Origin of the sequence: Nocardia sp. NBC_01388, from assembly GCF_045040085.1 — a bacterium.
GTDB lineage: Bacteria > Actinomycetota > Actinomycetes > Mycobacteriales > Mycobacteriaceae > Nocardia.
In genome coordinates this window covers 8,358,753-8,371,731 of sequence record NZ_CP109553.1, presented here as the reverse complement: position 1 = coordinate 8,371,731, position 12,979 = coordinate 8,358,753, and the positions used below count along the sequence as shown (strand labels likewise).

The 12,979-nt window shown below is 65.0% G+C and carries 17 protein-coding genes; 9 read left to right on the top strand and 8 right to left on the bottom strand.

The window, feature by feature from the left end; all coding sequences use genetic code 11:
* The first annotated feature begins 114 nt into the window (after window positions 1-114).
* From OG716_RS39585 to OG716_RS39575, 3 genes are all read left to right on the top strand, one after another.
* Window positions 115-1,080: a hypothetical protein gene (locus OG716_RS39585; protein WP_405135310.1), complete on the top strand. Its 966-nt coding sequence runs from the start codon at window positions 115-117 to the stop codon at window positions 1,078-1,080.
* 76 nt (window positions 1,081-1,156) lie between these two features.
* Entirely contained in the window at window positions 1,157-1,468 is a 312-nt protein-coding gene (locus OG716_RS39580; protein ID WP_405135309.1) for a hypothetical protein, read from the top strand.
* A gap of 27 nt (window positions 1,469-1,495) precedes the next feature.
* Complete coding sequence (locus tag OG716_RS39575; RefSeq protein ID WP_405135308.1) at window positions 1,496-2,062, top strand: YbhB/YbcL family Raf kinase inhibitor-like protein; 567 nt, start codon at window positions 1,496-1,498, stop codon at window positions 2,060-2,062.
* A gap of 166 nt (window positions 2,063-2,228) precedes the next feature.
* Here OG716_RS39575 and OG716_RS39570 read toward each other — a convergent pair whose 3' ends face one another.
* The 4 genes from OG716_RS39570 to OG716_RS39555 form a co-directional block, all read right to left on the bottom strand.
* Window positions 2,229-2,582, bottom strand: a complete 354-nt coding sequence (locus OG716_RS39570; protein ID WP_405135307.1) for an MFS transporter — start codon at window positions 2,580-2,582, stop codon at window positions 2,229-2,231.
* Window positions 2,583-2,740: 158 nt separating this feature from the next.
* A complete protein-coding gene (locus tag OG716_RS39565; protein ID WP_405135306.1) occupies window positions 2,741-3,217 on the bottom strand; it encodes a MarR family winged helix-turn-helix transcriptional regulator in 477 nt (158 codons plus the stop codon).
* Between the two features lie 41 nt (window positions 3,218-3,258).
* Window positions 3,259-3,603, bottom strand: a complete 345-nt coding sequence (locus OG716_RS39560; RefSeq protein WP_405135305.1) for a hypothetical protein — start codon at window positions 3,601-3,603, stop codon at window positions 3,259-3,261.
* 18 nt (window positions 3,604-3,621) lie between these two features.
* Window positions 3,622-4,257 (bottom strand): TetR/AcrR family transcriptional regulator, encoded by a 636-nt coding sequence (locus OG716_RS39555; RefSeq protein ID WP_405135304.1) that lies wholly within the window; start codon window positions 4,255-4,257, stop codon window positions 3,622-3,624.
* A gap of 103 nt (window positions 4,258-4,360) precedes the next feature.
* Here OG716_RS39555 and OG716_RS39550 point away from each other — a divergent pair, with 103 nt between their 5' ends.
* The 3 genes from OG716_RS39550 to OG716_RS39540 all read left to right on the top strand — a co-directional run bounded on the left by OG716_RS39550 (window position 4,361) and on the right by OG716_RS39540 (window position 8,113).
* The gene (locus OG716_RS39550) at window positions 4,361-5,287 is read left to right on the top strand and encodes a metal-dependent hydrolase (RefSeq protein WP_327141519.1); all 927 of its coding nucleotides are present in this window, start codon (window positions 4,361-4,363) and stop codon (window positions 5,285-5,287) included.
* Entirely contained in the window at window positions 5,287-6,420 is a 1,134-nt protein-coding gene (locus OG716_RS39545) for a hypothetical protein (protein ID WP_405135303.1), read from the top strand. Before OG716_RS39550 ends, OG716_RS39545 begins: the two co-directional genes overlap by 1 nt.
* 214 nt (window positions 6,421-6,634) lie before the next feature.
* Entirely contained in the window at window positions 6,635-8,113 is a 1,479-nt protein-coding gene (locus tag OG716_RS39540; protein ID WP_405135302.1) for an amidase, read from the top strand.
* A 240-nt stretch (window positions 8,114-8,353) separates the two neighbouring features.
* Here the strand turns inward: OG716_RS39540 and OG716_RS39535 are convergent, their stop codons facing one another.
* Entirely contained in the window at window positions 8,354-9,478 is a 1,125-nt protein-coding gene (locus tag OG716_RS39535) for an FAD-dependent oxidoreductase (RefSeq protein ID WP_405135301.1), read from the bottom strand.
* 96 nt (window positions 9,479-9,574) lie between these two features.
* On the opposite strand from OG716_RS39535, the gene OG716_RS39530 reads away from it, so the two are divergent.
* The gene (locus OG716_RS39530) at window positions 9,575-10,300 is read left to right on the top strand and encodes a TetR/AcrR family transcriptional regulator (protein WP_405135300.1); all 726 of its coding nucleotides are present in this window, start codon (window positions 9,575-9,577) and stop codon (window positions 10,298-10,300) included.
* A 34-nt stretch (window positions 10,301-10,334) separates the two neighbouring features.
* Entirely contained in the window at window positions 10,335-10,466 is a 132-nt protein-coding gene (locus tag OG716_RS39525) for a hypothetical protein (RefSeq protein ID WP_405135299.1), read from the top strand.
* Between the two features lie 42 nt (window positions 10,467-10,508).
* Here the strand turns inward: OG716_RS39525 and OG716_RS39520 are convergent, their stop codons facing one another.
* Window positions 10,509-11,327: a TIGR02452 family protein gene (locus OG716_RS39520; RefSeq protein ID WP_405135298.1), complete on the bottom strand. Its 819-nt coding sequence runs from the start codon at window positions 11,325-11,327 to the stop codon at window positions 10,509-10,511.
* Window positions 11,328-11,632: 305 nt separating this feature from the next.
* Here OG716_RS39520 and OG716_RS39515 point away from each other — a divergent pair, with 305 nt between their 5' ends.
* Entirely contained in the window at window positions 11,633-11,935 is a 303-nt protein-coding gene (locus OG716_RS39515; protein ID WP_405140239.1) for a chorismate mutase, read from the top strand.
* 179 nt (window positions 11,936-12,114) lie between these two features.
* Here OG716_RS39515 and OG716_RS39510 read toward each other — a convergent pair whose 3' ends face one another.
* On the bottom strand, window positions 12,115-12,522 hold the full coding sequence (locus OG716_RS39510) for a hypothetical protein (RefSeq protein ID WP_405135297.1): 408 nt from the start codon (window positions 12,520-12,522) through the stop codon (window positions 12,115-12,117).
* Between the two features lie 246 nt (window positions 12,523-12,768).
* Window positions 12,769-12,903: a hypothetical protein gene (locus OG716_RS39505; protein ID WP_405135296.1), complete on the bottom strand. Its 135-nt coding sequence runs from the start codon at window positions 12,901-12,903 to the stop codon at window positions 12,769-12,771.
* Window positions 12,904-12,979: the final 76 nt, after the last annotated feature.

Genomic DNA, 12,979 nt, shown 5'->3' with positions numbered 1-12,979 from the left:
CCCGGTTAACAGTGGGGCACTCCAGGAAGATTTCATTGCGAATAATCCGTCCGGAAGCTCCGGGCGACGCGCACTGAGATTATTGATCTTCTGGGAGGCAGCGTGCGATCGATCATGAAACCGTCGGTTGAGGTGGGGCGAAAGCGCCGTATTTGCACCAGCATCGGCGCAGCGATGCTCATCGGCACATCCGCACTATTACTTACCGCGTGCAATGACAAGGACACCAAGGCGGGCCCGACCTCGGAGGCCGCGGCGCCGATGGGCACCGGCCAGCCGGGGGAAACCACCGCCGCCGCCAATGGTCAGGCCACGGTTCGCACCGTCGGCAAGACCGGCTGGTACGACGGCTTCGACATCACGGTGGACAAGGCGACCATCGTGCCGGACCAGTACGGCGGGGCCAAGGTGCGGATCGACCTCACCTACAAGAACAACACCACCGACAACAAGACGCTGAGCGAAAACCCGTACCTGCAGGTCGGCAAGGAGGTCGATGCGGGGGCGAGCTTCGATAATCCGACCGTGCCCGGAAAGGGTTCGGCCGCAGGTGATATCACCACCTCGGTGCAGAAATTGGGCGATGCCCAGCACCTGCTCGATACCATTTCGGTGGTATACGGTCAGGCCGCGGACAACCAGACCACCATTCCGCTGCAGGCCGACGGCAAGGTGGACAGCATTGCGCCGAAGACCCTCGACGTGAATGGCACGCTGGTTCAGGATCAGACCACCATCCAAATCACCGGCGGCACACTATCTCCCAGTTACACCAAGAACGAGCACGGCAAGATGGATCTCGCGCTGCATATCAAGATCATTGGCGGGACCGGGATTTCGGATGGCGGGCTGAATATCTTCACCGAATATTTCAGCGTCAAAACACCGGACGGCCAGTCCCTCACGGCCGATGATCGCTCGCCGATCAATGAGTTGCTCGCACGGAGCCAAACCATCGACAATGCCAAGGATTTCGTCGATTTTGTGGTCCCCGCCCCGGGCCCCGGCACCTACGTGGTGGCCTACGACGCCACGAAGGGTGCGAGCACGGCGCCGACGTTCCCCTTCACCGTCAGCTGATTCGGCAGTCGCCCCTCGTATGAAGTACAGTCAAACTGCACAGTTTAACTGTACTTCTGTTCGGGCGGAGGCGCCCATGACGGACGAACTGATCGCCTGTGAACTAACGGTAGCCGGGCAGAGTCGCACCTTCAGCATGCGACCGCCGCGCGATCCGGACGCACCGCTGGTGCTGGTGCTGCACGGCAATCAGCCGGGGGTCGCCGGGCGAATCATGCACGAGTGGACCAGTTTCGCCGCACACGGCCACACCTGGCCGAGCACGTCGGTGCCGCCGGAGTGGGTGAACAGCCCGGACGCGGACAACACCCGGGAGTTCGACGCCGCCGTGAAGATCTACCGCTTCGCGCGGCCCCTGCTCGCTCCCGCAGACGCACGAAAACTGTGAAAACCGCTCTATCCCAGGGAGTTTCTCTTGGCCATCATCGGAAAGCTGCTCAAGAACCGGCGCGCGGGCGAGGACGGATTGGCATCGAATCTGCCTGGTCTGGCCGGAGGCAAGACCTTCGAGCTCACCAGTCCCGACTTCGCGCACGAGAGCGTGCTCGACAAGATCCACGCGTCGAAGCGGGTCGGCGGCCAGGACCTCTCCCCCGCGCTGGCCTGGTCCGGACTTCCCGGTGACGCGGCCCAGCTGCTGCTGGTCATCGAAGATCCCGATGCGCCGACCGGTCTGCCCTTCGTGCACTGCGTCGCACTGCTGGACCTGGCGCTCACCGCACTGCCGCAGGGCTCGCTGCACGCCGACACCACGACACCCGGTGTGCGGGTGCTCCGCTCCGGAATGGGTCGCGGCTATCAGGGTCCAGCACCGATCAAAGGGCATGGCCCACACCGCTACACCTTCCAGCTCTTCGCCCTGACCACCCCGATCACGGAGGTCGCCGGCAAGTCCCCGGAGTCCGCCAAGCCCCGCGACGTCCTCGCCACCGCCGAAGCCAATGCACAAGCCCGAATCGACGGCTTCTACGAACGGCGCTGACCCGGCCTGCACATCCACCTACCCAACCGCCCTCTCCGCTCGAGCTGATCGGTCACACCAGCCGATCTCTCGTGCATGAAAGCCGCTCTCCCGCAAAGGAAGCCGCTGGTGAATCATGCGCGGGACTCGGAATCGTGCACGAGGCATAGGCGACTCGGTGCGGTGGCTAGGCCGCCACGACGAGCTGATCCGGAGCGGAATCCGTTGCGACAGTGGGACGCCGCAGCACGGTGACGGCGACGACCAGCGCGGTGGCCAGCAGTCCGGCGGCCACCGCGAAGGCCAGCCGGTAACCGCCGGTCAGTGCCGCCACCTCGGAAGCGCCTGCGGCCAGCTGATTTCCGGTGCGCGACGCGGCGGTGAAGACCGCATTCCCGGTCACGAACATTTTCTTGCGCCCGATCAGGTCACCGAACCGCCCGGCCGGCAGCAGTAGACCGCCGAACGCGATCAGATAGGCATTGACGGTCCAGCTCAACCCGGCGGGCGTGAACCCCAGATCACGCTGGATCGCGGGCATCGCCACGGTCACGATACTGCCGTCGCAGAATCGTCATCAGCGCGGCGGCCGAGAGCACCGCGAGGGCAATACGTTTGGACACGGTCATGGTCTTCTCCTGTTCGAACCCACAAGAGAGACCGTACTAGATAGTTTTGTTGCAGATAATCGCCAACGGACTATTGCCGCGCCCGCCGTGCCGTAGACGCCTCCGCCGCAGTCGAAAGATGACCGTCCACCAGGCGATTCAGCGCCTTCAGCAGAATCTCGCGCTCCCGCACGGGCAGTGCTTCGAGCGCCTCCCGGTGGACGCCGTCGACGATTTTCGCGCTGCGTCCGGCGAGTTCCGCGCCCTTCGGAGTGACCGCGACAATCCGCGCGCGCCGGTCCGTGCTGGACGGCCGGCGCTCGGCCAGCCCCGCCTTCTCCAGCGCGTCCACGGTCACCACCATGGTGGTCTTGTCCATATCCCCCAGCTCAGCGAGCTGCGCCTGCGTGCGCTCATCCTCGAGCGCGTGCACCAGCACACAGTGCATCCGCGCCGTCAGTCCGACCTCCGCGAGCGCCGCCGCCATCCGGGTGCGCAGCACATGACTGGTGTGGTCGAGCAGATACGACAGGTCCGGTTCGGTACGCGCGGGCGCCAATGCGGTCATGCCGCCATCATAGTTTTGTTGCAGATAATCTGCATTGACCTCTATACGACGGTGAAGGAGGTACTACGCCCGCGTGCGTCGAGCCGCCCGTCACCCCAGCTCGCACTGCCGTAGGCATCGATCTCGATGGCATACTCACCGGCGGTCAGCGCCTCTGACAGTTGGAGCGATGTCGCAGGGTGCCGGTCCACTATGTCGAGATAGATCCGCTGCGGCTCAGTTCCCAAGGCCACCAGGAAGATTCGTGCGTACTCGAGCTTCTTGCAGTGCGCACCCGAGACCGTATCCGGCGACCAGCTGACAACGAGTGATCGCGGTGCCGCAGCGGAGAATTCGATGGCGACTCGCAGTGCCGCCGTTCCCCCGAGCCCTGCCCGACAGCTCACGACCGCCTCCTCGAGTAGCTACTGCCGCCCAGCCTCCACAATACGTCCCGCCTGCGCCTGAGCGATGATGGCGGAGCCCATCCAGCGGCGGAGATATCGGCGGAGATCGGCATCGCTGCGCGGCGGATTGCCCGGGGCGATGAAGAACGACTGCATGGTTCGCAGCAGGTATTCGACGAGTTCGTGCAGCGATTCATCGTCGTAGCCGTAGTGCTCCCAATCGACGTCGAAGCGCCGGATCATGGTCATGCCGAAGGCCTGCGCCTCTTCCGAGGTGATGCCTTCGGGATGGACGCTGGAGTAGGTGGCCGAGAGCAGAATGCCCAGGTGCGGGGTCCGGTGCACCTGCGTCAGGGTGTAGACCACGGCTTCGGTCATGGCTTCGACCGGATCTTCCATCCCCTTCACCTGCTGCGTCAGCCGATCCAGGTAGCCGTCGACCGAGGCGATCGCCGAGGCGCGCATGAGCGCATCCGCGCTCGGGAAGTACCGGTACACCGTCTGACGGATGACGCCCAGGGATTCGGCGACATCGGCAATGCTGATTTCCGAGCCGGTGCGGCCGATCAATTCGACTGCGGCAGCGACGATTCGACGCGATGCCTCGTCATCGGTCTCCGGCGGACTGCCGCCCCACCCGCGCCTTCTTGCCACTGCGCCGACGCTACCAGGGGGTTGTCACCACTTCGTCGTATGCCTCGCCGATCGAGGCAATCATACACTTGTACGTTGCGCTGTATGTTTGTATGTTGACCTGATGACTGATCTGGTTGTGCGGAAGATGAATTTCGCCTTCGAGGACTACGACGTCCCCTTCCTCTGGAACGAGGAGAATCCGGCCTTTTCGAGCATGGCCAATGCCGTCTCGTTCCTGGCCATCGGCTTCGAGAAGATGATCGTGCAGCTGATCACGCAGCTGAAGCCCGTGATCACCGATCCCGAAGTCGCCGAGGAAGCCGATGCCTTCATGCGGCAGGAGGGGCAGCACTCCACCGCCCACCGCCAGCATGTGCGCGGGCTGATCCGAAGCCATCCGGGGCTGCAGGAAACGCTGGATGAGGTCATCGGCGAATTCGACCGGCTCACCGCGAATACGTCGCCGAACTATCGGCTGGCCTACACCGCCGATCTGGAGGCGACGTTCACCTCGGTGTTCAAGCTGATGCTCGACAATGAGGCAGCCCTTTTCCGGCCCGGCGACGATCGCGTCGCCTCCCTGTTCATCTGGCACTTCGTCGAGGAGGTCGAGCATCGCAGTTCCGCGCTCATCATCTTCGATTCCGTTGTCGGCAGCGATCTCTACCGGATGCGCATGGCTCCATCGATCTTCAAGCATGTGCTGAAGGTCGTCGCGATCGCCTGTGCGGGCTTCAATAAGCATGTGCCGCTGGAAGATCGGAAGGTCGACGCGGAGGCCATGTTCGCCAAGTACCGGAACAAGCAGCACCTGCGCAGATGGCTGCCCGGCCTGACACCGCAGAACACCGGCCCGATGCTGCGCGCGTTCGACGCTCTCCCCCTCGGCGAGCAGCTCATCGCACTGCGCGGCATCATTCGCAGCCAATTGCCGAAACACAATCCCGCACACGAGAAACTGCCGGCCCTGGCGGATGTGTGGTTCAAGCGCTACGACGCCGGATACGACGTCTCGCGCTGGTACACCGCGGATGCGAAGGTGCAGTGATGTCCGACCATTGCGCACCCACCTTCGACCAGCTGGCGAAGTCGCTCGGGTTCTCCTGTCAGCAGGCCGGTGGACTCGTCGAGTTCCGAAATCCGTTCGGGCTGGAGAACTGGACCCTGCCGGTGCTCGAATGCACCGTCATACTCGGCGCGATCCTGGCGCTCGTGCTCGCCATCGTGCGCCTGCGCCGCGGTGATCCCACCAACCTGGTGCTCTGGTTCGGCGCCACCGCATACCTTTTCATCATCGAGCCGCCGCTGTACTTCCCCGCGGCGTTCGGCATCAGCGGTCACGTCGACACCATGTTCGCGCACAATGTGTTCACGGTGGACTTCCTCTGGGGCCGCCTGCCGCTGTACATCGTGGCGATCTACCCGTTCATGGCCACGGTGGCATACGAAATCGTCCGAATGCTAGGCGTTTTCAAGCAATACGGCGCCTTCGTCGGCGCAGTCTGCGTCGGCTTCGTCCACCACGCCTTCTACGAGATCTTCGACCATCTCGGCCCCCAACTCCGCTGGTGGGAATGGTCCACCGAGAACTCCCTGAACCAGCCCTTCTTCGATTCGGTCCCCCTCCCGAGCGTGGTGGTATTCGCCGCCCTGTGGCCGATGTCCCTGGCCTTCTGCGTCTACTGGTTCGCCGGCCGCCACGCAGACCGAGGCCGCAGCTTCACCGGCCTCCAATTAGTCTGGCGCACAATAGTAATCGGCCTACTGGCCTCCCTGGGCACCTTCATCCTGCCCGTCCCCGCCACCATCGCGGGCTCATTCAGCACCACAGCCGGCGGCTTCCTCTACGCTGCGGAACTGATCATCCTCAGCGTCGTAGCCGCCACAGTCCTGTTCCGCCAATGGCAACGCCTGCGCCAAGCCCCCGCAGACACCGCCCACTACACAAACAACCTCATCCGCTACTACAGCGCGGCCTACCTGGCCGTCTTCGCATTGCTCTGGGCCACAGCCCTACCCGACTTCTTCAACGCAGTCGACGGCAAAACCTCCAACGGCGACCCCATAGGCAACCTCTGGTACACCCTGGCCTGCTTCGCAGTAGCAATTCTCTGCGTGATCGCCACATTCACCGTCCAGCACAAGGCAACCCGAACAACCCCCGCCCTAGCCACAGTCTGACGCCACACAAGATCCGGCCTGAGCGGTCAAAGTTCGCACTCAGAATGCATTTATTGCCGCCCTGAGAAGGTTTGCGACCGCTCAGGCCGGACCAATCGAGCAACCACAGAATGTGCCCGGTTCGACGGTGGGCGCCCAAGGTGGATCATTCGACTTTACCGTTGTGCGAGAGAACATTTTATGTCTTCAGAGGCAGGCCGATAGCTTCGGATTCATGGAATGGAGCTATCTTGCGGTAGAAGAACTTTCGGCCGCGTTGCGGGCCGGCGAAGTGACCTCGGTGGAACTGACCGAGGAGGCGATCGCCCGTATCGAGCGCGACGACCAGGTGATCAACGCGATCTGCGTGCCGGACTTCGATCGTGCACGGGCCGCCGCGCGCCGCGCCGACGAGGCGCTCGCCCGCGGCGAGGAGCGGCCGCTGCTCGGTATTCCGGTGACGGTCAAGGAGTGCTACAACATCGCCGGACTGCCCACGACCTGGGGCATGCCGCTGCAGCGAGACTTTGTCCCGACCGAGGATGCGGTACAGGTGTCGCGACTGAAGGATGCCGGGGCGGTGCTGCTCGGGAAGACCAATGTGCCGTTGGGGCTGCAGGATATTCAGAGCTTCAACGAGATCTACGGCACCACCAATAATCCGTGGGATCACGATCGCACGTCGGGTGGGTCCTCCGGCGGTTCGGCGGCGGCCCTGGCGTCCGGATTCGGCGCGCTGTCCATCGGCTCCGACATCGCCGGATCGCTGCGCACCCCCGCGCATTTCTGTGGCATCTACGCGCACAAGCCGACACTCGGGCTGGTGGCGAACCGCGGTATGGTCGCGCCGCCGGCACCGGCATTACCGGTCGAACTCGACCTCGCCGTCGTCGGTCCGATGGCGCGCACCGCCCGCGACCTCACTCTGCTGCTCGACGTGATGGCCGGACCGGACCCGCTGACCTACGGCGTCGCCTTCGATCTGGCGCTGCCGCCCGCGCGCCACGAGCGGCTTTCCGACTTCAATATCCTTGTCCTCGAGGATCATCCGCTCATTCCCACCGGGTCCGCCGTGCGGGCGGGCGTCAACCGGGTGGCCGACGCGCTTGTCGACGGCGGCGCCCGCGTCGAACGGCACAGTCCGCTGCTGCCCGATCTGACCGAGGCCGCGACGCTCTACACGCAATTGATGTTCGCGAGCTCCATTGCGCGTTTTCCCGTCGAATCGTACGAGCAGCTACAGACCCGCGCCGCCGGACTGAGCGCAGACGATCAGAGTCTCGATGCGACTCGGTTGCGCGCCATGGTGTTCAGCCTCCGCGACTGGCTCGAGGCGAACAACCGTCGCGAACTCCACCGCCACGGCTGGCGGCAACTGTTCGCCGAGTTCGATGCCGTGGTGTGCCCGATCACGCCGACTCCCGCGTTCCCGCACGACCACAACGCCAATCCGCTGGAACGCCGGATCGACATCGACGGTGTCGAGTACCCGTACTTCGACCAGCTGGTGTGGGCCGGTGTGGCGACCATGCCCGGCCTGCCCGCCACCGCCATACCGGCGGGCCGGTCCCCCGAGGGCCTGCCGGTGGGAGTGCAACTCATCGGACCGATGTTCGAGGACCGCACCCCGCTGCGTCTGGCCGAACTGCTCGAGCAGAGGATCGGCGGCTTCCAGGCACCGGAACAGGGCCTCCCGCGCGGCCCGGAACGGTAGTCGGAAGATCAACGGGCAGTAGCCATCCGGCCTCCTCGAAACAGATTCCGTACCGCTTCACCCCTCCAGCCGCTCGCGAATCCGGTGTCAGGACAGTTTCGCCTCGGGTGCGAACGCCGGCAGCTTCTCGAGACTGCTGCGCACGGCCTCGGCGCCGTACTCGAACATCTGCCGCTCGTAGTCGTCGACCGCGCTGAGCAGATCCTGGCGGCCTTCGCCGGCCTGAACGCGAATCCGGTGTCAGGACAGTTTCGCTTCGGGTGCGAACGCCGGCAGCTTCTCGAGACTGCTGCGCACGGCCTCGGCGCCGTACTCGAACATCTGCCGCTCGTAGTCCTCGACCGCGCTGAGCAGATCCTGGCGGCCTTCGCCGGCCTGAATCAGGCAGCGGCGCAACAGGTCTGCATCGCGCAATGCGGTGTTCGCACCGTTGCCGCCGGTTGGGGAAGTGGCGTGGATCGCATCGCCGAGCAGTGTGACCGGGCCGGACGCCCAGCGCGCACCGGGCTTGACCACCCGGATGGACAGCAGTGCGCTGTTGTCGAGATCGGCCTGCTCGATCAGCGCGCGTAGCTCCGGATGCCAACCTTCCATCCTGGACAGCACGGCGTCCTGCGCGGTCAGATCCTCCAGCGAGCCGTTCGGCGGCAGGATCATCGCCCAGCGCACGTAGTCACCGATATCGGGCAGCGTGACTTCGGGGGCCAGCTGTTCGGCGGCCTGCTTCGGCGGGGTGCGGAAGCGCATCGCGCCGAGCAGCAGGCTGACGCCGTCGCCTGCGATCTTCGAGCCGTAGGCCTTGGACAGGCTCGCGAACTCGTCGGTCAGCGGGGTGCGGCCGATGACGAACCGGACGCCGGTGTCGGTCGGGATGGTCTGCGGCGACAGCACGCCGCGGACCGCGGAGGTGACGCCGTCCGCACCGACGAGCAGGTCCGCGATGGCCGGGTCGCGGTGGGCGAACCGGGCTTCAACCTTGCCGTCGGCCAGCAGGTCGTAGCCGGTCAGCGCGGCATCGGTGTGCACGGTGAGGCCGGTCAGCAGCAGGTGTCGCAGCACCTGCCGATCGACGACGATGCCGGTCCGGCCCGCGCCGAGTTTGCCGATCTCGTTCAGCTGCGGGTCCAGGATCAGCTGCTCGGCGGAGGCTTCCATGACGATCTCGTCCAGCAGCGGGTGCCAGCGCGTCGGCAGGCAGTCGCGCACCGCCTGGAAACCGATCTGGTTCAGCACGAGCCGGTAGCCCTGGAACCGGGCGACGATCCCCGGGTCGCGTTCGAAAACCTCGGCCTCGAATCCGGCTCCACGCAGACCCTGCGCGAGAGCCAGACCACCCAGGCCGGCTCCGATAACGGAAACTCGCATCACACACCTCCGGGACATCGCGACGAACTTAGTTCGTTATTGATGAACTAAGTTCTATCGAACGAACTAAGTTCGTGTCAAGCTATAGTTGTCGCCATGCCCGCCGATCCCCGCCAACGCCGCGCAGCTCGCCACGCCCAACCCGCGACGGACGCCGCCGCACCGGCGCCACGCAAGAAGCCGATCACCGTCCAGCGGATCACCGATGCCGCCCTGGAAGTCGTCGCCACCGAGGGGTATGACGCGCTGACCATCCGCCGGGTCGCCGCCGTGCTCGGCACCGGTCCGTCGTCGCTGTACGCGCATATCGTCAACAAGGACGATATCGATGATCTGCTGATCGGCAGGCTCTACTCCGAAGTCGTTCTCCCCGAACCGGACTCGACCGTCTGGCGCGAGCAGCTACTCGAGGTATACACGCAGATCCGCGACCTCTACCTGAGATATCCGGGAATCTCGCGCGCCGCTCTGGCCATGGTGTCGACCAACCTGGAAACGCTACGCGTCGGCGAAGGAATCCTGGCGATCCTGCTCGCGGGCGGCATCGAACCGAAGACGGCCGGCTGGGCCCGAGACGCGCTATCCCTCTACGTCAGCGCCTATGCGCTGGAGCAGTCACTGGTCCAGCAACGGCGCCAACACCAGGACCAGGAATGGGTGCTCAGCCACGAGGAGCTACTGGACCGCTTCACCGCCCTGCCCGCCGAGAAATTCCCCCAAACCCGACGCCACGCCGCCGACCTGATCTCCGGCACCGGACAAGACCGCTTCGACTTCACCCTCGGCCTACTCACGAACAATCTCCGGCCGGCATCCGACTGACCCGCGGCGTGGGCTGAAATCCCTTCAGGCGCCCGTGATCGACCGCCTGCGCCGCCACGGCGCCGCACTCGTGGGCACGGTTGCTCGATACGAAGACATCTACCGGTACTGCTACGTGCGCGGCCCCGACGGCGTCATGATCGGACTGGTCGAGGAACTCCGCTGAACGACACTCCTCGCCGCGAGGCTCCCGGGTGATCCTTTGAGGTCATGACCCGGGTAGTGCCGTCCGGAAGGCGTTGAGGGTGGCCGCTTCTGGGGTTCGGTCCAGTATTGCGAAAGTGATCTCGCCGAAGTGCCCGTCGAACCGCCCACCGTCGGCCAGCAGTGCGAGGAAGACACCGGCCACCAACCCCGGGTCGTTGCCGTACGCGCCGCAGCCCCAGGCGCCCAGCACCACACGCCGGTAGCCGGCGGCTGTTTCGAGAATGCGCTCGGCGCGGGCGGCCAGCACCGCGGGAATTCGATACGCCTCGCTCGGCTGCTCCTGCACGATCACGTTGGTCCGGGGCGCCGGGCAGGTGAGGAAGCCGACCTCGTAGGGACTGTCGAGCAGGATGCCCGTGTCGTCGCGGAAGACGGGCACGGCGGGAGACAGGATCACGCGGTCGCTGTAGAACGGGTCCGGTGTGCTGCGGTGATACTCGTAGTACTGCGGCACTGCCAACAGGGTGTTGTACAGCGCCGAGGCGCGGCACAGGGCCTCTTCTTGAGTGCGAGCGCCGGCGAGGTAGTGGCCGCCGGGATTGCGAGCGGATGCGAAATTCAGGACGGCGACCGGCTCCGGATCGGTGTCGAGCATTCGGCGCGCCGCGGCGAGGCTGCTCTCCGCGGTCACCGTGATGACGGTGGTGGCCTCGCTGCGGGTGATGACCGGGACCGGGTCGGGACCGTACATCCGGGTGCCCTGAACGGCGGCGTGCACCTTCGATGTCAACGACACATAGTGGCCACCGGCCGTCCGGTAACCACCGGCTGCGATGATCCGCTCGTTGTCGGCGGCAATGGCTCGCAGTTGTTCGGTCACGCCCACGATGCTCTCACGGCTCGAGACGCACCGGGCATCACCGCCGGACCCCACACCCGAAGACCAACGGGCTCAGTTGATCTCGGACGCGCGAGAGCACTGAACGGCGCACCCGGTTCAATGGACTCAGTGAGCCGAGGGGTGTGGTTTGATGACGGGGTGATGTTGATGACGCAGTCGTGGTGGCCGGAGTTCCAGCGGCCCTGACCTGCGTTTGTGTCGGCCGCCGCGTATAACGGCCGATACGTCATGGTTCCTTCGGCCGAAGTGCGGAGGTGGCCTCGAATCGAAAGGGTTTGAGGTTCATGTCTTTACAGGAAGTCCGCGGGCAGATCGACGCGATCGATGCCCGGATCGTTGAATTGCTCGGTGCGCGACAGCAATTGGTTTTGCGTGCCGCCGTGTTCAAGCGCAATGAGGACGAGGTCCGCGCACCGGCGCGGCGCGCGCAAATGATGGTTCGCCTGCGCGAGCTTGCAGTCGAGCACGCCGTCGAACCGCTCCTCGTCGAGCAGGTGTACACAACGCTGATCGACGGCTTCATCGAAATCGAACAGCGCCGGCACACTGCACACACCGAGTCGGGATCGGCCACGGACCGACACTGAGACCGCGCCCCTCCGGCGAACCGCACACAGCAGGACCGCCTGAACTGCACCGCCGCAACCCACGTGGGCCGAAGTGGCCCTGCGGCGCGCCGAATACCAACTGACCGAAGACAATCCGTCGGCAACCGTGTTCGAATGGGCCGAGTTCGCCTATAAGGTCCGGTCCGCCACAGCGAAGGCTAGTTTCCCGGCTGTACCGAGCTGCGTTGCTCGGCGATCCGGCGGCGGATCTCATCCCACGACATGGGTAGTTCGCCGGCCGGCGCGGTGAAGTAGACGAAGGTGGCTTCCTTCATGACCTTTCGCTTGCGCTCGACCGTCGACCTGTGCGGCTCGGCGCCCGCGTAGGCGTAGATGGCCGCCTTGTCGGTCCACGCCGAATAGGTCCAGAAGGTGCCCTTCAGGATCTCCGCCTTCAAGGCGACACCCAGTGCTCCCGGGGAACGTCGCGCCTGCCGCCACAGCGCCAGTGAAGCGATCAGGAAGGCGGGTGCGTTGAGCGGGGACTTGACCTCGAGGCGAGAGGCCATGCATTGCACCTCGGGTGCGCTGGGCGTGCCGACTGTCATCCACGGAATCGTGGGCATGGGCCACTCTTTCGATAGAAGGGGGGCGGATCACCGACCGCCCCTACAATACTCCACAGTGGAATGAATCTTGTCAACAGCAAGTTGCATCCGACCGAGCTCGTCGGCCTGAGTGTCAGTGCGGCCGAGCCGGACTGGGAGGAATGCGATCTCTGCGACGAATCGCAGTATCCGCGAACGCTGCGGACGATCTTCGAGGGCCGACAAGGATCTCATCGGCTTCTGGGCCGGATAGCCGCGTACGGACTACGCCGACTCTTGCCGGGGCAGCAGTATCGCGCGCCCGGTCGCCAGTAGCGGCTGCAGGTTCTGACCATCCGGCAGATCGAGGTAGGCCGGGCGGGCACGACGCCAGCGGGTGTGGCCGGGCTGCCGACTCATGACTGCGATCCTCCCGTTGGTGGTCACCACCGTGACGCATTCGGGGCCGCAGCCGCGGCGCTGCCCGCGACATCCT

Bases quoted from the DNA above. Each gene is read 5' to 3' on its own strand.
- OG716_RS39580 (WP_405135309.1), top strand. From the start codon at position 1,157: ATGACGGACGAACTGATCGCCTGTGAACTAACGGTAGCCGGGCAGAGT.
- OG716_RS39505 (WP_405135296.1), bottom strand. From the start codon at position 12,903: ATGAGTCGGCAGCCCGGCCACACCCGCTGGCGTCGTGCCCGCCCGGCC.
- OG716_RS39540 (WP_405135302.1), top strand. From the start codon at position 6,635: ATGGAATGGAGCTATCTTGCGGTAGAAGAACTTTCGGCCGCGTTGCGG.
- OG716_RS39585 (WP_405135310.1), top strand. From the start codon at position 115: ATGAAACCGTCGGTTGAGGTGGGGCGAAAGCGCCGTATTTGCACCAGC.
- OG716_RS39510 (WP_405135297.1), bottom strand. From the start codon at position 12,522: ATGCCCACGATTCCGTGGATGACAGTCGGCACGCCCAGCGCACCCGAG.
- OG716_RS39565 (WP_405135306.1), bottom strand. From the start codon at position 3,217: ATGACCGCATTGGCGCCCGCGCGTACCGAACCGGACCTGTCGTATCTG.
- OG716_RS39515 (WP_405140239.1), top strand. From the start codon at position 11,633: ATGTCTTTACAGGAAGTCCGCGGGCAGATCGACGCGATCGATGCCCGG.
- OG716_RS39535 (WP_405135301.1), bottom strand. From the start codon at position 9,478: ATGCGAGTTTCCGTTATCGGAGCCGGCCTGGGTGGTCTGGCTCTCGCG.
- OG716_RS39545 (WP_405135303.1), top strand. From the start codon at position 5,287: ATGTCCGACCATTGCGCACCCACCTTCGACCAGCTGGCGAAGTCGCTC.
- OG716_RS39530 (WP_405135300.1), top strand. From the start codon at position 9,575: ATGCCCGCCGATCCCCGCCAACGCCGCGCAGCTCGCCACGCCCAACCC.
- OG716_RS39570 (WP_405135307.1), bottom strand. From the start codon at position 2,582: ATGCCCGCGATCCAGCGTGATCTGGGGTTCACGCCCGCCGGGTTGAGC.
- OG716_RS39550 (WP_327141519.1), top strand. From the start codon at position 4,361: ATGACTGATCTGGTTGTGCGGAAGATGAATTTCGCCTTCGAGGACTAC.